This is a genomic window from Bacillus sp. FSL K6-6038 (genome assembly GCF_038050455.1).
Classification (GTDB): Bacteria; Bacillota; Bacilli; order Bacillales; family Bacillaceae_G; genus Bacillus_A; species Bacillus_A pseudomycoides.
This window is the reverse complement of the sequence record NZ_JBBOUH010000001.1, coordinates 848031-869791: the sequence shown is the minus strand read 5'-3', so window position 1 is coordinate 869791 and position 21761 is coordinate 848031. Positions and strand designations below refer to the sequence as shown.

The following is a 21761-nucleotide window of genomic DNA, read 5'->3' as shown; positions in this document are numbered from 1 at the left end:
CGAAAAAGCCAGTCATACGCATCTACAATACAAATCGTAGAAAACGTACAACTGGCTTTAAATTACGAGTGTTCTTTAATCTCTTAAAGTACAGTAATAATAGACAGTTTTTTTATGAAAATATGTGCAAAACAGAAAATGAAGATCGGATATAGAGAAGGCTAATTTCTCATATGGATCTTATCACTTTATAATTAAATGATAATTCAAAATATTTATACTGTCAATATGTTTTTATTATTTATTTCCATGCAGTTAGAGTTAGCCATAATACTTAATTTCAGCATTCTCTTTCTTTGCTCGAATCGTAATTCTTCCAGTGAATTGTGGTGGATTTTCATAATTTTTTTCAACTTCATCAAACATAGCTTTTAAAATGGATTCCAATTCGCCTAATGTAGTATCTTTTGATAAACCGTTTACTCTTGCAATTTCAATACTTTTAAAAGCGTCATCAACATTTAATACTTTTTCTTCACCGAATCCTTTTACTTCAAACTCTACTTTCATTTTCTCCATCTCATTCCCTCCTTCTAAAACTGCTCTTTAGTAGAAGAGCAATCCTACTTTTATTGTATATGAAGCGGTAAGAGCTGACACTATATTTGTTTATTATAATTCTTGAATTTCAAAGAACCTTCTTCTCCTTTGACATGTACTTTTCGTTTTCTTTCTCTCGGCCACATGCTTTACACATGTTACAAGGTTTCACCACTCCATTTTCCGCACAGCCTCTTTTTTGTTTTACATCTTCGTTTGATTTTGACATATTCTTTCCTCCTCATTAGATAAAAATAAAAAAGCCAGTTATATTTCGCTCATCAAATAAGCTGAAATATAACTGGCTCTTGTTTATGAATGCTCTTTAGAAAGTAAAGCGTAATAAACTAGACAGTTTGTTATAGATTTGTTTCTTCATCTTCTTCTTGTGGCTTTTCGCCGTTTACATAGCTTGTATATTGGCGATACAAATCTTTTACCGCACTAATAATCGCATTTTGTGCTTTTCCTTGATAGTGATACGAGATTTCTTGCGTGATCTCTTCAATGCCATCTCGTAAACTATGTCCTCTTAACATTTGAGCAATAAAGTCTCTTCCATGTTCAGTAGCAAGGGTACATGACGCTTCAATAATAACGTGATATTTGTGATCTGCCTCTATTGTAATTGTTAATGTTTCATAGACACTCCGTACAGCCATCCCTTTCGGAAGCCTCGAATGTCCTGCCATGAAAAAAGTACCTTTACGCATGTTCATCCCCCATTTTATAACTTATACTTGATCGATATATACTGTCTTCACTCGTGTATAAAATTCTGCAGCTGTTTTTCCTTGTTCACGTGGTCCTGCACTAGAATTTTTCATTCCGCCAAACGGAACTTGTGGCTCTGCTCCTGCCGTTTCTGAGTTGACATGAACCATCCCAACCTCCATATCGTCAATAAACTGCTGGGCCAGGCTGAGATTATTTGTACAAACAGATGCACTCAGTCCGTATTCTGTATCGTTCGCTAAATGAATCGCTTCTTGATAATTGTTCACCTTAAACAAACAGATAACAGGACCGAAGATTTCTTCTTTCGCAATTCGTGCATCTTGCGGTACGTCTTCAAAAATAGTCGGTAAAACATAATATCCTTGTTTTAACTCATCTTCTTCTGGTGCACTACCTCCGCAAAGTAAAGAAGCCTCTTTCTTTCCTGCTTCAATCATCGATAAAACAGAGTGCTGCTGGTTCTCGGATACGCACGGCCCCATAAACGTAGCATTTTCTAATGGATTTCCAACTTTAAGAGCTTCTGTGCGTAACAGGAGTTGATTACGAAATTCCTCATAAATTTCATCTTCAATAATCACTCTGCTTGTCGCTGTGCATTTTTGTCCTGTTGACATGAATGCACCTCTTATCGCAATATCGACTGCCTTCTGGGTATCGGCATCCTTTAATACGACTAATGGGTTTTTTCCTCCCATTTCTAATTGCACCTTTTTCCCGCTTGCAATCGCCATTTGTTGAATGGTTTTTCCGACGCTATTCGAACCAGTAAAGGATATCGCTTTTATATCAGGATTTTCTGTTAATTCCGTTCCAACGACTGAGCCTTTTCCAAAAACACAATTGATAACCCCAGCAGGAATTCCTGCCTCGTGAAAAGCATTCACAAGATGATACACGGATTTTGGTGTAATTTCAGCAGGTTTAATGACAACCGTATTTCCATAAATAAGTGCTGGCGCCATTTTCCATGCTGGAATCGCAATTGGGAAATTCCATGGTGTAATGAGTCCGACTGGTCCAACCGCGACGCGCTTACTATAGAGCATTGTTTTCGGATTTGCAGAAGGGATCATTTCCCCTACCGGCTGATTTGCTTCCCCCGCATAGTATTCCAAAATGCTGATTGCTCGCTTCGTCTCGCCGATTCCTTCGGCAAGTGTCTTTCCTTCTTCACTTGTTAAATCTTGACCGATTTCCGTCACTCGTTCTTTTAAAATTGCGGCTGCTTTCCACAAATAGCTAGCACGCTCATGAAATGATAATCCTTGCCAACTTTGAAACGCTTCTTTCGCGGATGCAATCGCGGATTGTGTATCCTCTCTTGAGCTTAGTGGAAATTCTCCCAACACGTCTCCGTTATGCGGATTGTAATTTTTCGAATATTGATTCGCAGATGGCTCTTTCCACTGGCCGTTTATATAATTTAAAAACCTCATTTCTCTGCCTCCATCATCGTTTCCTATTTTGATAGTTTCGCAATTGCCGTTTCAAGAATATGAAGACCTTCCTCCAGCTGTTCATCTGTGATAACAAGCGGCGGTAAGAAACGAAGGACATTACCATAAATACCAGCGCTTATTGTGATTACACCTTTGTTATGTGTTTCTTGCATAATCGCTTTTACTTCTTCTGTTGCTGGCTCTTTCGTATTTCGATCCTTTACAAGTTCGATCGCCGTCATAGCTCCAAGGCCTCTCACATCTCCAATTAATTCGTATTTCTCCTTCCAGCTATGGAATACTTCCATCATCCGGCTACCGATGAATTCGGCACGTTTTACTAACTGCTCTTCTTCTATTACATCTAAAACAGCGAGTGCAGCTGCGCAAGCAACCGGACTTCCCGAAAAAGTGCCGCCAAGTTGTCCTGGCCCAGGTGCATCCATCAATTCAGCTCTTCCTGTCACTGCGCTAAGCGGCATCCCTGCAGCAATGGATTTTGAAAATGTCATTAAATCAGGCGCAACGCCAAAATGATCCATTGCGAACAAACTTCCTGTACGAGCAAAGCCCGTTTGAATTTCATCAGCAATCATAATAATTCCATATTTATCACAAAGGTTTCTGACGCCTTGTATAAACGTTGCACTTGGAACAATAAATCCACCTTCCCCTTGAAGCGGTTCCAAAATAATGGCAGCGATATTATCACTCGCCACTTCCTCTAACATAAAACGTTCGAAATACGCTAAAATTTGCCCATCTACTTCTTCTTTCGTCATGCCGTCTTCCGCACGGTAATAATACGGATAAGGCAGCTTGTATACATCTGATGCAAATGGACCAAATCCATGCTTATAAGGTTTTACCTTACTCGTAAGAGACATTGTCAGAAGTGTCCGCCCATGATATGCACGTTCAAATGAAACAACGGCACTGCGCCCAGTCGCTTTCCTAGCGATTTTCACAGCGTTCTCTACCGCTTCTGCTCCGCTATTTGCAAACATTGTTTTTTTCTTAAAATCCCCTGGCGTTAATTCATTCAATCTCTCAGCCAACTCAATATAGCTTTCATACGGCGCTACATGAAAACAACTATGAATAGAAGATTCCACTTGGCTTTGAATGGCTTGTACTACTTTCGGATGACAATGCCCGATATTTTGCATACCAATCCCGCCTGCAAAATCTATTAATTCGTTACCATCTACATCCGTAATGATTGCCCCTTTTGCCGACCCGACATATAACTGCGTAATATTATAAGGACCCCCAGGCACCGCATTGTTTCTTCTCTCATGTAGACTATTTGATTTTGTCGTTACAATATTTTGTTTTTCTTTTAACATGGAACATACCCCTTTCTTACTCCTTCTCTAAACTAACTTTCGAATCTTGTATAATCGTAAAATCTTCTTTTATTGGCACTCGCTTATTTCTATCTCTTAGGAAATAGATTGCGATTACTACGGCAGTTGCTAACATCGTCATATAAAATTGCATACGCATATCCGCTATAAACGCTTGTGCAACAAATATCGTAATGATCATCGCAAGTGTTGCATATGTGAGATAAGGGAATAGCCACATTTTCACCTTTAGTTTCCCTGGGTCTTCTCTTTCAGCTTTTCTTCTCAACCTGATATGAGAAACGGCAACGAACATATACATCAGCATCGTAACCCCGCCCGAACTATTCGCTAAAAAAGCAAATAATTTATCAGGAGATATGAACTTTAGCATGGCGCAAATGAATGCGAAAATGATACTTGCATATATCGCCCAAACTGGTGTCCCTCTACTGTTTAACTTTGAAAAAATAAAAGGAGCGTCTCCCTTTTTCGCAAGTGAAAATAACATACGAGAACTCGTGTATATTCCGGAATTCATAACCGAAAGGAGCGACAGAAATACAACCCCATTCATAATTTCCGCAGCCGCAGGGATTCCTGCCATCTGAAATAAACTTGCATACGGCAATTTCAATAATTCTGCATTGTTCCACGGCATAAAAATGACCAAAATCGATACAGACCCTACAAAGAAAATCATAAGACGCCATACAACACTGTTAATCGCTCTTATTACATTCTTCTCTGGATTATCAGACTCTCCGGCCGCAATCGCCGCTACTTCACTCCCCGATAAAGAGAAAGAAATAAACACAACGCTAAGTAATACTGGCATAATTCCTTTTGGAAAAAAGCCCCCGTTTTCAGAGATCATTGAAAGATCCGGTCTATCTACATTAGGCACAAGTCCAAAAATCATAGAAACTCCTAAAACTAAAAATGCTAGAATCGCTACAACTTTAATAAATGCTAACCAATATTCAAACTCCCCATATAACTTCACTGAATAAACATTTGTCATTGTCATCATGATAATCACGAACAAACTCGCTATCCATGTTGGTATGGAAGGAAACCAATTATTGATCATCACTCCTAACAATACCGCTTCGATTGCGATAATGATGAGCCAATTGAACCAGTATAACCAACCGATTGTGTACCCTGCCCAAGGTCCAATTGCCTTATGTGCATATGTTGAGAATGAACCACTATCAGGGTTTACCGCAGCCATCTCCCCGAGCATCCGCATCACAAGTACAACCATTAAAGCGCCAATGATATAGGACAAAATGGCCGCTGGACCGGTTGATTGAATAATTGTCCCACTTCCTACAAATAATCCGCCCCCGATTACCCCACCAATTGAAATCATCGTGATATGTCTGGTTTTTAAGTCTTTTTGCAATTCTTGTTTTTCTTTCGCCAAAAAGATCACCAACCTATAAGTATTTATTTTCATAAATCCTTTTCTTAAAGTGAGCATACATAAGATTGAAATATCCCCATTATTGATAACGCTTTCTTAAAATCCTCCTATAAATAGGAACAATAAAAAGAGCCAGAAAAACAATGTACAAAGTTACATTGGATTTTACTGTCTCTATCCTTATGGCTCGTCTTCCTGCTAAGGAAGTTCAAGTGGAAAGAAGCCAATCATCCTCGATTAAATTGAACGAAATCATATCCGGGCATGCAGAGAGGCTAATCACTGTCATCCGATGATAAACTAATAATAATACAAATAGACTGAATATTCAACATTTATTTTAAATTCAGTTATATAGTATAAAAAACGAAATTTCCCCCTCCCCAAACATATACTGTTTAAAAGCAGAAAAAGGAAGTGATCTCCATGTATTTTGGAACAAAAGGATGGTACGTAGCTGAACTGAAAAAATTAGGAGTTCGTTATTTTGAAGGACGGAAGTTAGAGAGCTATCGGGGACATGTTTTACGCAATTTATTAGTTGCAAAGCAAGAAGAACTCAAAGAAAAGTAATCTATTATGATTCATCGATACAACGATATCGACTGTTCTTTCGAATATATCGGCGATTTTTCAAATATATCGACCGTTTATCACCATATTCGGAATGCGTTTGTCCCGTTTGGCAACAATCAAGCAGAGCGTGACTTGCGAATGGCCAAGGTAAAGGAAAATATCTCTGGTACCTTTCGAAACGAACAGGATGGCGTTGTATTTTGTCGCATTCGCAGTGAGTTTCCACGATTAAACAATTCCTTTGAGTGATAAAGAAAAAAGTGATTGGCATATATACCAATCACTTTCCTTTTTTCATTACAAAAGACTTCCCCTATTCACAAACAAGAATTTCCCTAGAAAATGTCCCTTTTTTAGCTATACAGCGGTCTGTAATTTCAAATCCAGCTTCTTTAATCATGTGATCCATTGTCTCAATGGTTACAACAATTACTTTTTTTGCAAAACGACGCGCATGTGTAAGAATTGAGAATTGATCTTCTGGTGTCGCATGTGTAAATAAATTGTACGGCATATCGATAATTGCTACATCGTAATTAGTTGTGACATCCGCAATCGGCCCTACCGTTACGTCTCCTTCAAATCCAAAATGCGCAATATTCTCTCTAGATCCAATTACAACAAGAGGATTTATATCCCGGCCCACGATGTCAATTCCCATGGACAGTGCCTCTACCAGTACCGTTCCTATACCACAACACGGGTCAATCGCTTTGACTCCATCAGGATTTGGCACAGCGATATTCGCAACAGCTCTCGCAACACGTGTGCTAAGTGACGTAGAATAGCTGCGTGGTTTTTTCACGTGATGATACCAAACAGCTTCACTTTCAATATATTCTCCAAAATACCAACGACCACCAAGAGGAACAATTCCAAATACACGCTCTGGATGATGCACGTCCGCTTCCCCTTCAATCTGCATGCCGATTTCTCTCTCAATTACACGCCTCTGTCCGTATTCTATCTTGTTCGATTCATTGAGGTCATTAATTTTAACAAAAATAACTTTGAATGTAGCTCCTGCCAAATCAATTTGTTCTACTTGTTCTAAAATATTTGCCAAGTCGTCTCCTTCATACATCACTTCGATTCGTTCTTTCATAAACGGACTTCGGCTCGGCTCAATTTTAACATTACTTTTCAAAATGTTAACATGAGACTCAACTCCAAAAAGAGAGCGCATCTCCATATAACATAAAGATCGTTCATCCTCGCGGAATGCATACGTATATATAAACGCCGGTGTTGTGCTGTGATTATTCAATCTGTTCGCATCCTTTATCATTTTAAATTGTTCTTCCCTATCATTCTCAGTAGCACCATATAACATGAAATATATGAAAAAGGGACGAATAAGCCGAGGCAAGTTTGTCTCTTTTTATTAGTCCTTTTCATCGGATTCTTTACTTATTAAAGAACATTTTATTTCTAGGAATTAGCTCGTATTCCTAACTCCTTACAATCGCTCACATACTCTTTTAATAAAGTTAAATGATATCATATGATTCAAATAAAGTGAAACTTTAATCACACTCACCTATCCTCTTTGCTTTTGCTGAATTTCGAAGCGGGAGTCTTACTGCCCGCGAATAGCGGAATAAAAAAAGTGATTGGTATACAACTACCAATCACTCATTCAGAAAAGCATTCCTCTTCTATTCTCCAATCAACTCCGACATTACATAAGCAAACACAAGCGCCTCTGTATGCTCAATTAAAACAGACAAACTAGAAAATGCTACACACGTCATGTGAGGGACAGGTGGCAGTATGGTTCCTAAAGAAATTATAGAAGATTATTATAAAAAGTATTTCTTTCTACTAGTCATACAGAGAGAAATACTTTTTTATTTTAGAAATTTGGTTAGTGGACATCTATAGTAATAATTCTGGCGTTGCCTCTCTAGTTATTAGGATATTTTTTCTTAATATATGCATACTAAACATACTATAGAAGGCACGTAGAAAGTGAGGGAGTCATGGCTAAATTTCTGAAACGGTTAAAATATAGAAGCAATCGTAAGTCATTTTCAATACGAGACAACACTCATTTCTCGGAAGAAAATATACAGGACTCCCTCTTAGACGCTGATTTATCGAAAAACATAGCTGATATTCAGAATGTATTTCGTCAAGCACCTGATTTAGTGATTCGTCGGTTTCAAATGACAGTAGATGGATTAGAAGCAGCTTTAGTGTATTTGTCTGGATTAACAGATAAACAATTGATTCAAAATCACGTTCTAAATCCTTTAATGAATGGTGTTTTTGATACGAATACGGAACTTCCAATTACATTAGGACATATTAAAATTATTAATACGTGGAGTCAGTTTGAAAATGCTATTTTTGGAGGAGATAGTGTTTTATTAATCCACGGCCGAACAACAGCGCATCAATTGGATACGAAAGGATGGCCACAAAGAAATATCGAAGATGCTCATAACGAAATAGCTCTAAAAGGTGCGCATCAAGCATTTGTAGAAACTGGAAGTCAAAATATCGCAATGATTCGAAGATATATTCCTCATCGCGAATTAATGATAAAAGAAATAATAATTGGTATACGAAGCAAAACGAGGATTTCTATTTTATATTTGAAAGATGTAGCTTCTGAAGATGTGCTGAAGGAATTAGAAACACGGATTCAAAGTATTACGGTCGACGCTATTGCTAGTACTGGTGAACTTATCGAATTCATTGAAGATAACCCGTACTCACCGTTTCCCCAATTTATATTAACTGAAAGACCTGATTTAGCAGTATCTCACATTTTACAGGGTAGATTTGTAACTGTAACGGATCATTCCCCAAGTGTATTAATTGCTCCAACAAATTTTATCTCCTTTTTTCAAGGAATTGATGATTACGGGACACGTTGGTTAGTTGCCTCGTCTATTCGTATACTTCGTTTCGTCGCTTTTATGATTGCTCTATTTTTGCCTGCGAGTTATGTTGCGTTTATTTCCTTTAATTTTGAAGTCATTCCTGTAGAGCTTTATTTATCTATTGCTGAATCAAGAACGCGCGTACCATTTTCTCCAGTTATGGAAGCACTGCTTATGGAAATGACATTGGAAATGATGAGGGAAGGGGCTTTGCGGCTGCCTACTCCGATCGGTCAGACGATTGGAATTGTAGGCGGAATTATTATTGGACAAGCGGCTGTTCAGGCGGGAATTGTCAGCAACATTATGATTATTGTTGTTGCTATTACAGCCATCGCTTCTTTTATTATCCCTAATTATGATATGGGGGCGGCAGTCAGACTTTTACGCTTTCCGATGATGCTATCAGCTGCCTTATTTGGAATTGTCGGACTTGTTATCGGGTGGATGACATTAATTGCGCATCTTATCAGTCTTGAATCGCTAGGAACTCCTTATGGAACGCCGTTAGCACCGTTTCGCTTTGCAGATATGAAGGATGCTTTTGTACGCTTTCCTCTATGGGCCATGAGAAGTCGTCCTAAGGGTACAGGAGCCATTCAATCTATTCGACAAGGAAAGAACCATAATAAAAGGTGAAACTATGAAAAAATATGCCTATAATGACATTACTCTTCTGCAATATATTTTTTTAATTAATGGAATGCAGGTAGGAACTGGAGTTTTATCTCTCCCACGATTGCTTGCAGAAAAAGCTGGAACAGATGGATGGATAGCTATACTTATCGGCTGGGTATTCTCCACAATATCAGGTATTTTTATCGTGAAAACAGCTGCAAGATATCCCGAGGACACGCTTTACGACATTCTTATACGATTATTTGGAAAAATAGTAGGGAAAGCACTAATTGTTATTTACATGATATATTTTGCCTTTTATTCCGGTACCATTCTTGTGAACGCTATGCTTTATCTTAAGGGATGGCTTCTTCCGAAAACGCCTGACTATATCATTATCTTTTTGTTTTCGATTCCTACCTTTCTTGTTGTACGCAACGGCCTTCGTATTATAGGGCGGTACTGTGAACTTAATTTTTATATGATGCTTTGGATTCCGCTGTTTTTTTTGATACCGCTAAGAGAGGGCGGAAGCCTGCTGCCTTTCTTTCCGCTCTTAAAAGAAGGGTGGAAACCGGTATTAACGGCTGTACCGACCACTATTTTTTCTTATTTAGGATTTGATATTGCGTTCTTTTTATATCCCTTTTTACAAAAAAAACAGTATGCAGTCCATGGAATCGTTATTGCAAACACTTTAACGATGTTATTTTATTTATTTGCTACTATTGTTTGCTTTTCCTATTTTAGCCCTGATAGCATTACAGAATTTAACCAGCCGGTACTGAATTTACTTAAAGTAATTGAATTTCGTTTTTTAGAACGTTTTGACATGATTTTATTAGCTGCTTACTTAACCGTTGTTTCCACAGCCTGGATTCCTTGCATATACTGCGCTGTATTTTGTTCTAGCCAATTACTTGGGAAACAAGATCACACCTCTCATGTTGTTGTTCTATTATTACTCATTATCGGCTTAATATTTTGGACTCATCCTAGTTGGAATCAAGCCGAAACTTGGCAACAGGTAGTATCGAATGCTGGATTAGGATTAACGTATATATCACCTATCATTTTATGGATGTATAGCTGGGTATATGAGAAGTCTCGCCAGGGGGGGATACATTGAAAAGAAAGGTGCTATGTTGTATTTTGTTATCAGTGTTCATGATGACTGGATGCTTTGATCAAACAAATGTTGAAGATGTTTCCCTTACTCTTATCCTTGGTATCGATTTAGATCGTAATAATAATTTATTGGTGTACATATCAAGTCCTGTTTTTAATAAAGAAGCAAAGGTAAAAGAAGAAACTACTGGTGTGAAATCTGTTACGATTCGAAATTCTAGAGAGAAATTTGACGCTACAGTTATGGCGCTAACCTCGGGAAGTAAAACACAGGTTATTTTAGTTGGAAAACGGCTAATAAAACGAAAAAACTGGGAAAATTACCTCGACCCATTTTACCGAGACCCAAAAAATACAGTTACCACAAGAGTTGTTGCTGTAGATGGACCTGTTTCGGACGTCATCTTTTATCACCCAAAAGATAAGCCGCGGCTTCCTTTATATTTAACAAAACTAGTTGATACAGCCTATTTACGAAATATCGCAGTAAAAACAACTCTTCAAAAATTACATGAACAAATAGCAGACAAAGGGATAACAGCAAGTATTACTGAGATGAAAAAAAAGAATAAAATATGGGTGACAGGTACAGCTTTGTTGGATGAAAAAGGAAGGTATAAATTAACGCTAAAATCCGATGAAAACAAATTATTACGCATTTTGCAGCAAGAAACGAAAGGTGAGTTTCCATTTACAATTGCACTTAAACTAAAGTCAGATAGCCAGGATAAAGATTGGATAAGCTTTAGTGCTCAAAATATTAAAGTAAAGACAAAGGTAAAGTATGATAATCATTTTATATTTAATATAGATGTAAAGATGAGAATTAGTATTACAGAACGGCTTTTTTCGTTCAATACAAGAAAGGACGCAGAAAAATTACAAAAAGCTATTGAAACTAAGCTGGAAGCTGATTTCAAGCAATTAATAAAGAAAATACAAACTGCCAAAATCGACCCTATTGGGCTTGGGGTATATGCAAGAACTTACACATATCCAGAATGGAAAAAAGTCCAAAACAAATGGAATAAGGCATTAGCAAAGGGCGATGTAAACGTCAAGGTAAGTGTAGAAATTGGTGGGATGGGAACGATTAAGTAACATGAGTTCAACTAAGATTCATACTAAAATTACAAGCCCTTCAATTTTAGGAAGGTTAATTTCTTTAATAGCTGTTTTTTCATAAAAAAACCTTCACATGTAGTATGTAAGGAGATTACAGATTTTGCGATACGAGAAAGCACCTGTAAGAGTTTACTCCGCCTTTAGTAGCAAGAATTTCACTGGCTTTAGCCGTGGGAGTGTCAATCCGACAACATTCGCCATACAAAAGAGGTTACCCGATACCAGGTAACCTCTTTTCGCTATTCTCCAATCAACTCTGACATCACATAAGCAAACACAAGCGCCTCTGTATGTGCAATCGAACTCTCATGTGTACGCTCAAATGCATGAGAAGAATCAATTCCTGCTCCAATTAGCGCGTGTTTCACATCAAATCCTGCGCGGATTGCTGCGGATGCATCTGATCCGTAGTATGGGTAAATATCTACTTTATATTCAATGTTGTTTGCTTTCGCAAGTTCAACTAAATGCTTGCGTAAACCGTAGTGGTATGGGCCGCTAGAGTCTTTCGCACAGATGGATACTGTGTATTCATCTGATGCTTGACCATCTCCTAATGCTCCCATGTCGACAGCTAAGTATTCTACTGTTTCTTCTGGGATGTTGGAATTACCACCATACCCGATTTCTTCATTATTAGAGATTAAAAAATGTGTTGTGTATGGCAATGTAATGTTTTCATCTTGTAATCTTTTAATTAATTTTAGTAGAATTGCCACGCTTACTTTGTCGTCTAGGTGACGTGATTTTATGTAGCCGCTCTCTGTAATTTGGACACGTGGGTCAAATGAGACAAAGTCCCCTACTTCGATTCCTAGTTCACGAACTTCATCTGCTGAAGATACGCGCTCATCGATACGAACTTCAATATTTTTTTCATCACGTTTTGCTTCACCTGCATCTTTGTATACATGGACAGATGTTTGGTGCATTAAAATTGTACCCGTATATGTTTTTCCGCTCGCTGTTTCGATTTCGCAATATTCTCCTTCAACAGAGTTCCAGCGAAATCCGCCAATCATCGATAAGCGAAGGCGACCATCAGATTTAATTTCTTTTACCATTGCACCTAAAGTATCAACGTGAGCAGTTAGTAAACGATGCTGATCATCGTTCTTCCCTTTTAACGTCAAAATAAGCGCACCTTTATTGTTACGCTTCGTTTCTACATTCCACTCTTTTACATAGTTTTCAATAAAGTTAATGATTTTACCTGTATTTCCAGATGGACTTGGGATGGAAACAAGCTGTTTAATAAGTTCCATTGTTTCTTTTGCATGATGTGCCAATGTAGGTTCCTCCACTTCATTTTTCTAATATTCAGTATACAGGAATCATTAGAAAACCACCACTTATAGATGGCGTTTCTCCTATATAGCCTTTATTTTAAACAACATTTTTTATATTTCTTTCCACTTCCGCATATACATGGATCCTCTCTCCCACCCAAAAAAAGAAAGGGTTTATATCGATTTTTCACTATATATATTGATTTCCCAATATCTCAGTCGCTGCTATGAAAACAAAAAGAGACCTCCTCTCATTCTCTCCCTTTGTTTTAAACCCGGCATGGGGCAGAAAAAGGCACTGACCGCCTCTACGCATAGACGGACTCTCTCTCCACCCTAAAATAGGAAAAAATAAATAAAATTGTTTTAATATACATAAATTGATGTAATTACCAATTAAGTTTACCTTTCTTCTTGTATATAATGTATAGTTATTATATACAAGAGACGTTTTTGAAGAGGATTCAGGAGAATAACAGTAGATGTTTTTCAGAAGCCCCTCGTTATTTACTTATATAGGGAGGGAATTCAATCATTCTTTATTAAAAACAATGCTCCCCCAAAAATGACTCTGTTAAGAGCAAAAAACTTTTGGTGCAATTCCACACCTCTCATTCAGATACAAAATTAAAGGCCTTTAAATTTAGATAGGTTATTTACATATAATTTAAATATTTTAATTTTATAATAAATCCTATATAATAGTTAAAATCCACAGAAAATAGGAGGTCATTCTATGAATAAAAAGTTTGAAATATTAATGAAAGTTACGCCTTTCCTAAGTGTACTTTTTATCTTAATTGGCTTAATTATAGGAGTATTAGGTGCATTGGACCATAATGTAAAAACATTGACTGCATCACTATTTCTAATTGTACAATCTGTACTTGTAATAACATATGCTAAGTCGTTTAAAAAAATATGGGGAAAATAAGTCTCATTCTACCATGATAATTTACTTGCGTTTTCTTATGCGAATTGGCTTGCTAGAGTGCCAAAAATACTTATATATCAACAAGCTAAATGGGTTACGAAATCATTTGCGATTTCGTAACCCATTTAGCTTATTGTTTGTTGTTTTGTACGCCAAAAGAGAACGTTTTACTCTCATTCTCTCCCTTTGTTTCAAACCCAGCACGGGGCAGAAAAAAGCCGAGTCCGCTTCTACGCATGGACGAATCCTCTTTGGAACCCAAAAACAGAAAGGTTTTATATCTCTATATAATTCACAGTTAACTACTCCTCCGAAACATCCAGCAAGTAAATCCCTCTTTGGAACCCACCGCGTTCTTCTTCTTTTTGCTTACGAAGACGCTCAATATCTTCAAATGTTGCGCCTTCTGCACGCGCTAGTGAGATGATGACTTCTAGTGCATCAGCCAGTGAATCTAATGCGTGTTCACGTTCTTTCATTAAGGCGAATTCACGAATTTCCTCTGTTCCGATTTTCGCTAATGCTTGTATGTATGCTTGACCAGTTAATTTTTTTGAAGTATATGTTTTTCCAGACATTAAAATCTTTTCTGGAACGAGATCTCTAACTAGTTTATTATAAGTTGACATAGTTCTACCTCCACCAAAATATCATACTTATACTATAGCATATCTTCTTTCCATATTTAGTAGCATCCTAGCTCTGCTTTATAGAAAAACCATTTCTTTTTCACACACGCACTCATCATATCAATCCCCGTTCCATGAGCTTGTACTTGAGGAAAGAAGTAATGATCTGGTTCGTTATTTTCTGTTCCATACAATGTTTGATAAGCTACAGGAAGTGCTTCTTTCTCTATATTTCTTTCCTTCGTAATTTCTCCCCCTGTAGCAACCTTAGGATGGCCCTCAAAAAATAACGCCGTGCGAACAGCAAGCGTTGGTGTGCTATGTAGAGCAAAATAGATTAGCATAAATAAACCGATAATAACTATAACTTTTCTTTTCATCTTTTCCCTCATTACTTAAAAAAGTGCTAACACTTAGGATGTGTTAACACTTTTTCTTTTTTTATTCCCCTTTAAACGCAGGCGGACGTTTTTCTAAAAATGCAGTAATTCCTTCTTTATGGTCAGCTGTTCTTCTCATTTCGTATTGTCCGCGCTTTTCAAGCTGAAGCGTTTGTTCTAAGCTTGAGCGATTGACTTCGCATAAAATTTGTTTCGTTTGAATCATGGATTTAATTGGTTTTTGAAGCCATTCATTTATTTTTTGTTTTACAGCACCTTGGAAGTTTTCTCCGATAACTTCGTCAATTAATCCAAGCTCTAGCGCTTCTGTTGCTGGTAACTTTTTACCTTCCCAAATGATTTGTTTTGCCATATTTTCACCGAGACGTTTTTGTAAGAAGAAATGCCCCCCGCCGTCTGGTATTAAAGCGATTCCAATAAAATTCATCGCAATGATAGATGAAATGTCTGCCAATACATAATCAGCTGTTAACGCAATACTTAAACCAAGCCCCGCAGTTGGGCCATGAATTGCACTGATCACAAGTTTTGGCATTGTATATAACGTTACAACAATTTCAGAAATGGTATTCATGATACTTTCAAATTTGCTTTCATCATTACTAGAAAGCATAGATTTAATGTCTCCACCCGCAGAAAAACCACGTCCATTCCCGCATAATACGACAATATGAACGGAACTCTCAGCTACTTCTTTCAGCTTTGCTAACAATTCTTTGAGCGTAGGCTCATCTAATGCATTTAATACTTCCGGGCGATTCATCATAATCGTTGCTACTCGTCCTTCATATTTCACAACTACAGACTCAGCTTTACTTTTTACTTCCATTATATATCCCTCTTTCTTCCTTAAAGATTATACTTATATAATTAAAGAAAAGATGTGTAAAATCCTTCTTTTTTCGTAATTTTCTGTCTAATACACTCGAAAATTTACATATTCCCTATTATGAATGAAAGAAAATAACTTCTTTTCAAGAGATTTGCCACATATCCTCGTCTATTTACCATTATAATAAAATGGTGTATTCTTATGTTGATGTATCAAATGGACATAGAAATTCGTTCATCCAATCATGCGAAAATGAAGAAATGGAGGAAAACATGGTTAACAAGTTGAAACAAACGAATAACTACTTCCCACATTTCCTGTTACTATTCATCGTGTTGCAACCAGTTTTAGATTTATTAACATCTTTCTCTATCTACACATTACACATGAGTGCGACAGTCGGAATTGTAGTAAGATTTGCCTTTATGACTCTCGCTTTAGGATATCTACTTTTTAATTGGAAACAACCTGGTAATAAGAAATATATTTTCTATCTAGTCTTGCTCGGTATCGTACTTGCTGCTGGACTTGTAAACAATATGATCGTCAAGCACCCCGTTTCTTTTGGCGAGGAAATTAAATTCATTTTGAAAAGTACATATCCAATCGTTTTATTGTTTGGATATATTCTTGTATTTAAAGAACTAAAAGATAAACAGTATGCTTCTGATAAACTCATTACATATTTCTTATATGCATCGTTAATTGTGAGTATAGTTATGATTGTATCTATAGCATCCGGAACAGATTTCTCAAGTTATTCATACGAAAAAACCGGCTCTAGAGGATGGTTCTTCGCGGGAAATGAATTGAGTTCTATTTTAGCAATCACGTTCCCAATGGTTGTACTCTACTCTGTACAGAAAACAACTTCTTTTTCTAAAGTATACTACTGGATTCCAACAATTTTAGCGATGTATGCCAGTATTATGGTCGGAACAAAAGTGGGCTATGGAGCAATTATCCTTACACTAGGCGTTGCACTTCTCTTTTCTATTATTGAATATATGATGCAACGTAAAAAAGTAGGTAAAGGAATTACACATCTTGTTAATACCTTTGTTGCTCTTGTTGTACTAGGTGGTTTATTGGCAGTTACACCACTTACTCCTATCGCCAAAAATATGGGCATTCATTTACAAATATATGAAGATAAAAAATTAGCAAGCGAAGAACAAGCAAGAAAAGAAGGGAAAGTAATTACAGAGGATCCTGAAGAAGCAAAAAGACGTGCAGAAGGAAAATTAACAAGTGGAGAAATGAATAGTTTAATTTATAGTGACCGTGATAAATTCTTACAAGTGTATAAACAATACTATAAAGAAGCCCCTACATCACAAAAGTTATTCGGTATGGGATACGCAGGAAACTATAAAGATAAAGATGCAGTTAAACTAATTGAAATGGACTTTCATGATTTATTCTTTTCATTTGGAATCATTGGTTTTCTGCTTTATCTGTTACCATTTGTTTATTTTGGCATTCGATTATTCATTCGCGTCATTACAAATTTCAAATCCATTATAACTGTAAGATATATGCTCCTTGCCAGTGTGCTAGTATTAGCACTAGGTATTGCCTTTACGGCTGGACATGTATTAACCGCACCAGCTGTTAGTATTTTCTTTGTCGTAATATTAGCCTATGTCATTGTTGATTTAAAAGCAGATTAAGAAAACGCTACAAGCAGCATCCAATTATGTGGATGCTGCTTTTCATCATTTCAACTCTACTTTTCGTTCACCATTTGTAACTTTTTTCTTTGTTCATCATTTGCCAAACTTAGCAGCGTCTGTTCAACATGCGGCTGTAAATGCTCAAGCGTTACACTTGCACCCATTTTCTCCGTATGATCCACAAAGTTTAATAGCGCCATCGCTCCTGAAATATCCATATAATGCACATCATTCAAACGTAATGTCAAATGAGATTTGACTTCTTGCAAAGAAGAGAAAATACGGTCAACAGATAGAAAGGAAAGCGGCCCCCGAATCATATACAATGCATCTTCCCCTTCTTCTTTTACAATAGAAGCTTTTCGTTCTTTACATTGCACTATATATAAAATGAAGGAAAGCACTATGCCAAACGCAACCGCAATCATTAAATCAAATTTCACTGTAATCACCATTGTTAAAAGCATAACGACAGTATCACCTTTTGGGGCTACATGCATCTTTTTCATGCTATCCCAATCAAACATTCCGATACCTGTTAAAATTAAAATACCCGATAGTACTGCAAGTGGAATATATTGTACAACCGCACCAAGTCCAATAATGAAAATAAATAAAATGATGCTATGCATACAAGCTGACAATGCTGTTTTCCCGCCACTTCTTATATTCACAATCGATCTTACAGTTGCTCCTGCTCCTGCTAATCCGCCAAACAATCCACTCATGATATTCCCTAACCCTTGGCCAATCAATTCTTTATTACTTTTATGGCGCGTACCTGTTACGTTATCCATCACAACAGATGTTAATAAAGAGTCAATTGATCCTAATAATGCGATACTAAGTGCTGGAAAAATAAGTTCAAGCACTACTGATCCACTAAAAGATGGTACATGAAGAGAAGGTATTGCTTCTGGAATTGCTCCAATTTTTTCAATCATCTTGTTTAGAGGAATCGTTCCCACAAAAGGTAATTGAATCGTAAGTCCTTGTAATACATGAGAAAATAATGGCAATGTTGCCGTAACTCCAACTAACGCAATTAGACTCGCCGGAATCGCTTTAATCCACTTCCCTGCAACAAGCATAACGAGAATTGTTAACAGAACAAGTAAAAAGCTATTCTTTACATGCTTCATTTCACCTAAAATAATGATAAGTGCAATTCCATTCATAAACCCTGAAACAACGGAATATGGAATATAACGTATATAAGCTCCAAGCTTACATACACCAAATAAAATTTGAAACAACCCGGCCATCATAAATGCGATAAAACTTGCTTCGAGTCCATGAGTTGCGATAACTCCTGTCGCAATCACCGTAATTGGACCTGTAGGACCTGTTACTTGCCCTGCTGTGCCACCAAACAGCGCTGCAAATAATCCCGCAAAAATCGCACCATACAATCCGACTAACGCTCCTTCAGATGTCCCCGTTGCGGCAATCCCAAATGCAATTGCGAGCGGCAGTGCAACAATCGCCACGGTAAAACCCGCTAAACATTCTTTTGCTATTTTTTGAACCATAAAAAAATCACCTCTACATAAAATGAAACTTTAATCAGTGGGGAGTCTTCAGCCCCACTGATTATTATCCCTTACCAATCGGGCTTTTACTGACAGTTCTTCTCTCACTAACTTCCTTGCTTTCGCTAAATTTTGAGGTAGAAGTGTTACATGCAGGATAATGTCCACGTTCCATTGTAACGTGAGAAAGGCGCGTTCGTCAGCGCCTTTTAGAAGAAACTCTTTACAGTATCGTGAAGTAACCGTCTTCATTTTTCACATTCCTTTCTCGCTAACGCTTTAGAAAAAAATCCCCCTATGCTATAATGAACGGATTAAATCTTTTACTATATATTTGGAGGCACTATGCTAACTTTTGAAGAAAAATTATCGATTATCGAATCTTTCCCGCAATTAGAAAGAAAGAACGTGTCATTAAAACGTGTAAACTTTCACTTTGAAGAAAGTCGCTTAGACAAAAAGAACGTTGTTTATCATTTACATCCAAATGGAAATGGCTTTGTATACGCTAGCGGCATTAACGGTTATAAAACAGACGATAAAGGCATGGTTAACATCCGTGAATTTTCAGCAGATGAACTACGCTCATTAATTCAAAAATCAATTGAACTTCTATCCCAAGAACCGGAAGAAGTAGTCGCACAGGCTGCACCTACTAAAGAAGAAGAATGGCATAATGAAGACGGCCATATTCTTACTCTTATCCAAGAAGACGATATGTGGAATGTGTACGCAGGTAGTAACTTAGACGGAACATTCAATTCCTATCCAGAAGCTGCAGAATACCTTGATGAAGAAGGTTTCTCACGCAAATAAAAAAAATGCCTTTCCAAATTGGAAAGGCATTTTTTTTATTGTTTAGCACCTTTTAATGACTCTCTAAGTACAAATTTCTGCAATTTCCCACTCGCATTACGAGGAAGTTCATCTGCAAATACGTAGTGGCGTGGTCGTTTATAGTCTGCCAATTCATCACTTTCTTTACAATACTTTTCTAAATCTTCCGCCGTAATATGTTCATCCTTTTTGACCACTACCGCAACAACACGTTCACCCCATAATTCATCTGGTTCACCAAGTACTGCAACATCTAGTATCCCAGGATGACTATGCAGGAAATCTTCAATTTCACGCGGATAAATATTTACCCCGCCGCTAATGACCATATCATCCAAACGATCGGCAACGTATAAATAACCATCTTTATCTAAATAACCTAAATCACCTGAGTGATACCATCCTTTATACATAGACTTTGCTGTTGCTTCTTCACGATTATGATATCCTGCCATCATAGTTGGTCCACGTGAAATAATTTCTCCCACTTCATAAGGTGGTAACACGTCATCTGGTTCTGCCGGCCCCTCTTCGTTCGGTTTTACAATTCGAATTTCATGACTAAAACAAGGCGTTCCAGCTGAACCAGCTTTCGTAATTTGATCTTCTTCTACTAAGAATGCAATAACGGGACCCATCTCTGTCATTCCATAAATTTGAACAAGATCGATATGCAGACGCTCTTTACATTCTTTTACGAGCGCTGGTGCCATCGCAGCTCCGCCATATACTCCAATTTTCATCGACCGTAATTCATATTGTGATAAATCCTCTTGTAACAGCATATTCCACATCGTTGGCGCCGCAAAGAATGTTGTAATCTTTTCCTTTTGAATTGTATGTAAAACCGTCTCTGTATCAAAGTGGTGTAAAATGATATTTTTCCCACCCACTTGAATTCGTGGTATGATACCAGCATTTAATTCACCGCAATGATATAACGGTGCTACTGCAAGGCCAATACTATCACGGTTATATTTTAAGAAATACGTGCAAATCATACTATGTTCAGCCATATCACGATGACGATGTAGCACCCCTTTTGGATGACCCGTTGTACCACTTGTATAGAGCATCGAACAATAATCTGTTTCCTTAACGACAATATCCACTGCCTCAGATGAAGCTGCATTTACCTTTTCATGATAAGAAGCAGCGTATGAAGGCGCGTCATCTTCTATGTACCAAAAAGAACTATTTGGGAAATCTCGTTCAATGGCAGCAACTGTCTGTTCAACGGCTTTTTCAAATACAACGACTTTTGAGGATGCATCCATGAGGATATAAGCTACTTCTTTTGCTTTTAGACGGAAATTAATCGGATTGAAAATCGCACCGATTTTCGCACAAGCAAGGTAAACGTTTACAAATTCACGGCAGTTATATAAATAAACAGATACAGTATCTCCTTTTTTCACACCTTCTGCTAATAATGCTTGCGCTGTTTTATTGATCTGTTCATCCCATTCTTTATATGTCCAACGAATGTTCTTTTCTGGTTCTACTAACGCTTCTTTATTTGCATATTTCCCTACCGTTAAATCAAAAATCCTCCCAATCGTCATATACATGTCAAAATATGCCCCCTTTTAACTTTCATAATTCTATCATTTCGTCTATAAGTAGACATTTCCTCTACATTTTTACCTTCTTTTTCTGATCATTCTCGACAGCGTTTTACAAATATATATTCATTTTGATTTGTAGGCATACACGTATCTGCTATGAAAACAAAAGGAGTTCTCCACTCATTTTCTCCCTTTGTTTTTACTTGGCCTGGGGCTAAAAAAGC

Annotated in this window: 21 protein-coding genes and 1 pseudogene; 8 read left to right on the top strand and 14 right to left on the bottom strand. The window is 37.3% G+C overall.

The features are described 5' to 3' along the window. Positions 1-261 precede the first annotated feature (261 nt). The 6 genes from NSQ40_RS04455 to NSQ40_RS04430 form a co-directional block, all read right to left on the bottom strand. Positions 262-519, bottom strand: a complete 258-nt coding sequence (locus NSQ40_RS04455) for a hypothetical protein (protein WP_098101226.1) — start codon at positions 517-519, stop codon at positions 262-264. A gap of 109 nt (positions 520-628) precedes the next feature. Then, a complete protein-coding gene (locus NSQ40_RS04450) occupies positions 629-769 on the bottom strand; it encodes a hypothetical protein (RefSeq protein WP_003195556.1) in 141 nt (46 codons plus the stop codon). Between the two features lie 130 nt (positions 770-899). Next, a complete protein-coding gene (locus NSQ40_RS04445) occupies positions 900-1253 on the bottom strand; it encodes a DUF3870 domain-containing protein (protein ID WP_098188256.1) in 354 nt (117 codons plus the stop codon). A 21-nt stretch (positions 1254-1274) separates the two neighbouring features. Further along, entirely contained in the window at positions 1275-2717 is a 1443-nt protein-coding gene (locus NSQ40_RS04440) for an aldehyde dehydrogenase family protein (RefSeq protein ID WP_258248650.1), read from the bottom strand. A gap of 23 nt (positions 2718-2740) precedes the next feature. Continuing rightward, a complete protein-coding gene (gabT, locus tag NSQ40_RS04435) occupies positions 2741-4069 on the bottom strand; it encodes a 4-aminobutyrate--2-oxoglutarate transaminase (protein WP_003195549.1) in 1329 nt (442 codons plus the stop codon). A 16-nt stretch (positions 4070-4085) separates the two neighbouring features. Then, positions 4086-5534: an amino acid permease gene (locus NSQ40_RS04430; protein ID WP_033794534.1), complete on the bottom strand. Its 1449-nt coding sequence runs from the start codon at positions 5532-5534 to the stop codon at positions 4086-4088. Between the two features lie 393 nt (positions 5535-5927). Here NSQ40_RS04430 and NSQ40_RS04425 point away from each other — a divergent pair, with 393 nt between their 5' ends. Next, entirely contained in the window at positions 5928-6074 is a 147-nt protein-coding gene (locus NSQ40_RS04425; protein ID WP_003195545.1) for a YflJ family protein, read from the top strand. 6 nt (positions 6075-6080) lie between these two features. Beyond that, a pseudogene (locus NSQ40_RS29405) lies at positions 6081-6293 on the top strand (IS66 family transposase); the annotation flags it as partial. 97 nt (positions 6294-6390) lie between these two features. On the opposite strand, the gene NSQ40_RS04415 reads toward NSQ40_RS29405, so the two are convergent. Next, positions 6391-7344: a TRM11 family SAM-dependent methyltransferase gene (locus tag NSQ40_RS04415; protein WP_033796971.1), complete on the bottom strand. Its 954-nt coding sequence runs from the start codon at positions 7342-7344 to the stop codon at positions 6391-6393. A gap of 715 nt (positions 7345-8059) precedes the next feature. Between NSQ40_RS04415 and NSQ40_RS04410 the strand changes: the two genes are divergently transcribed. From NSQ40_RS04410 to NSQ40_RS04400, 3 genes are read left to right on the top strand one after another with little or no spacing between them, the layout of a single operon-like run. Next, the gene (locus tag NSQ40_RS04410; RefSeq protein WP_258248649.1) at positions 8060-9607 is read left to right on the top strand and encodes a spore germination protein; all 1548 of its coding nucleotides are present in this window, start codon (positions 8060-8062) and stop codon (positions 9605-9607) included. 4 nt (positions 9608-9611) lie between these two features. Beyond that, the gene (locus tag NSQ40_RS04405; RefSeq protein WP_003206036.1) at positions 9612-10715 is read left to right on the top strand and encodes a GerAB/ArcD/ProY family transporter; all 1104 of its coding nucleotides are present in this window, start codon (positions 9612-9614) and stop codon (positions 10713-10715) included. Further along, positions 10712-11815: a Ger(x)C family spore germination protein gene (locus NSQ40_RS04400; protein ID WP_258248648.1), complete on the top strand. Its 1104-nt coding sequence runs from the start codon at positions 10712-10714 to the stop codon at positions 11813-11815. The genes NSQ40_RS04405 and NSQ40_RS04400 overlap by 4 nt, the downstream gene beginning before the upstream one ends. A gap of 263 nt (positions 11816-12078) precedes the next feature. Here NSQ40_RS04400 and NSQ40_RS04395 read toward each other — a convergent pair whose 3' ends face one another. Together NSQ40_RS04395 and NSQ40_RS29400 are read right to left on the bottom strand one after the other, a co-directional pair. Beyond that, positions 12079-13128 carry a M42 family metallopeptidase gene (locus NSQ40_RS04395; protein WP_041488280.1) on the bottom strand — a complete coding sequence of 350 codons (1050 nt, stop codon included), beginning with the start codon at positions 13126-13128 and terminating at the stop codon, positions 12079-12081. Between the two features lie 92 nt (positions 13129-13220). After that, positions 13221-13319, bottom strand: a complete 99-nt coding sequence (locus NSQ40_RS29400) for an SEC-C metal-binding domain-containing protein (RefSeq protein WP_170958726.1) — start codon at positions 13317-13319, stop codon at positions 13221-13223. A gap of 545 nt (positions 13320-13864) precedes the next feature. Here NSQ40_RS29400 and NSQ40_RS04390 point away from each other — a divergent pair. Next, a complete protein-coding gene (locus NSQ40_RS04390; RefSeq protein WP_003206043.1) occupies positions 13865-14062 on the top strand; it encodes a hypothetical protein in 198 nt (65 codons plus the stop codon). Positions 14063-14364: 302 nt separating this feature from the next. On the opposite strand, the gene NSQ40_RS04385 is transcribed toward NSQ40_RS04390, so the two are convergent. From NSQ40_RS04385 to NSQ40_RS04375, 3 genes are all read right to left on the bottom strand, one after another. Further along, positions 14365-14691, bottom strand: coding sequence for a nucleoside triphosphate pyrophosphohydrolase (locus NSQ40_RS04385; RefSeq protein WP_258248647.1), 327 nt, complete (start codon positions 14689-14691; stop codon positions 14365-14367). Between the two features lie 56 nt (positions 14692-14747). Continuing rightward, the gene (locus NSQ40_RS04380; protein ID WP_098101221.1) at positions 14748-15071 is read right to left on the bottom strand and encodes a hypothetical protein; all 324 of its coding nucleotides are present in this window, start codon (positions 15069-15071) and stop codon (positions 14748-14750) included. Between the two features lie 61 nt (positions 15072-15132). Then, entirely contained in the window at positions 15133-15921 is a 789-nt protein-coding gene (locus NSQ40_RS04375; RefSeq protein ID WP_003195529.1) for an enoyl-CoA hydratase, read from the bottom strand. Positions 15922-16196: 275 nt separating this feature from the next. Between NSQ40_RS04375 and NSQ40_RS04370 the strand changes: the two genes are divergently transcribed. Beyond that, positions 16197-17597 (top strand): O-antigen ligase family protein, encoded by a 1401-nt coding sequence (locus NSQ40_RS04370; RefSeq protein WP_199667582.1) that lies wholly within the window; start codon positions 16197-16199, stop codon positions 17595-17597. A 56-nt stretch (positions 17598-17653) separates the two neighbouring features. Here NSQ40_RS04370 and NSQ40_RS04365 read toward each other — a convergent pair whose 3' ends face one another. Then, positions 17654-19132: a SulP family inorganic anion transporter gene (locus NSQ40_RS04365; protein ID WP_098148861.1), complete on the bottom strand. Its 1479-nt coding sequence runs from the start codon at positions 19130-19132 to the stop codon at positions 17654-17656. Positions 19133-19477: 345 nt separating this feature from the next. Between NSQ40_RS04365 and NSQ40_RS04360 the strand changes: the two genes are divergently transcribed. Then, positions 19478-19948: a hypothetical protein gene (locus NSQ40_RS04360; protein ID WP_003195524.1), complete on the top strand. Its 471-nt coding sequence runs from the start codon at positions 19478-19480 to the stop codon at positions 19946-19948. Between the two features lie 35 nt (positions 19949-19983). Here the strand turns inward: NSQ40_RS04360 and NSQ40_RS04355 are convergent, their stop codons facing one another. Then, positions 19984-21540, bottom strand: coding sequence for a fatty acid--CoA ligase (locus tag NSQ40_RS04355; RefSeq protein WP_097786743.1), 1557 nt, complete (start codon positions 21538-21540; stop codon positions 19984-19986). Positions 21541-21761: the final 221 nt, after the last annotated feature.

Coding starts and splice junctions, on each gene's coding strand:
- NSQ40_RS04455 (WP_098101226.1), bottom strand. CDS start 519: ATGGAGAAAATGAAAGTAGAGTTTGAAGTAAAAGGATTCGGTGAAGAA.
- NSQ40_RS04450 (WP_003195556.1), bottom strand. CDS start 769: ATGTCAAAATCAAACGAAGATGTAAAACAAAAAAGAGGCTGTGCGGAA.
- NSQ40_RS04445 (WP_098188256.1), bottom strand. CDS start 1,253: ATGCGTAAAGGTACTTTTTTCATGGCAGGACATTCGAGGCTTCCGAAA.
- NSQ40_RS04440 (WP_258248650.1), bottom strand. CDS start 2,717: ATGAGGTTTTTAAATTATATAAACGGCCAGTGGAAAGAGCCATCTGCG.
- gabT (WP_003195549.1), bottom strand. CDS start 4,069: ATGTTAAAAGAAAAACAAAATATTGTAACGACAAAATCAAATAGTCTA.
- NSQ40_RS04430 (WP_033794534.1), bottom strand. CDS start 5,534: ATGAAAATAAATACTTATAGGTTGGTGATCTTTTTGGCGAAAGAAAAA.
- NSQ40_RS04425 (WP_003195545.1), top strand. CDS start 5,928: ATGTATTTTGGAACAAAAGGATGGTACGTAGCTGAACTGAAAAAATTA.
- NSQ40_RS04410 (WP_258248649.1), top strand. CDS start 8,060: ATGGCTAAATTTCTGAAACGGTTAAAATATAGAAGCAATCGTAAGTCA.
- NSQ40_RS04405 (WP_003206036.1), top strand. CDS start 9,612: ATGAAAAAATATGCCTATAATGACATTACTCTTCTGCAATATATTTTT.
- NSQ40_RS04390 (WP_003206043.1), top strand. CDS start 13,865: ATGAATAAAAAGTTTGAAATATTAATGAAAGTTACGCCTTTCCTAAGT.
- NSQ40_RS04385 (WP_258248647.1), bottom strand. CDS start 14,691: ATGTCAACTTATAATAAACTAGTTAGAGATCTCGTTCCAGAAAAGATT.
- NSQ40_RS04380 (WP_098101221.1), bottom strand. CDS start 15,071: ATGAAAAGAAAAGTTATAGTTATTATCGGTTTATTTATGCTAATCTAT.
- NSQ40_RS04375 (WP_003195529.1), bottom strand. CDS start 15,921: ATGGAAGTAAAAAGTAAAGCTGAGTCTGTAGTTGTGAAATATGAAGGA.
- NSQ40_RS04370 (WP_199667582.1), top strand. CDS start 16,197: ATGGTTAACAAGTTGAAACAAACGAATAACTACTTCCCACATTTCCTG.
- NSQ40_RS04365 (WP_098148861.1), bottom strand. CDS start 19,132: ATGGTTCAAAAAATAGCAAAAGAATGTTTAGCGGGTTTTACCGTGGCG.
- NSQ40_RS04360 (WP_003195524.1), top strand. CDS start 19,478: ATGCTAACTTTTGAAGAAAAATTATCGATTATCGAATCTTTCCCGCAA.
- NSQ40_RS04355 (WP_097786743.1), bottom strand. CDS start 21,540: ATGTATATGACGATTGGGAGGATTTTTGATTTAACGGTAGGGAAATAT.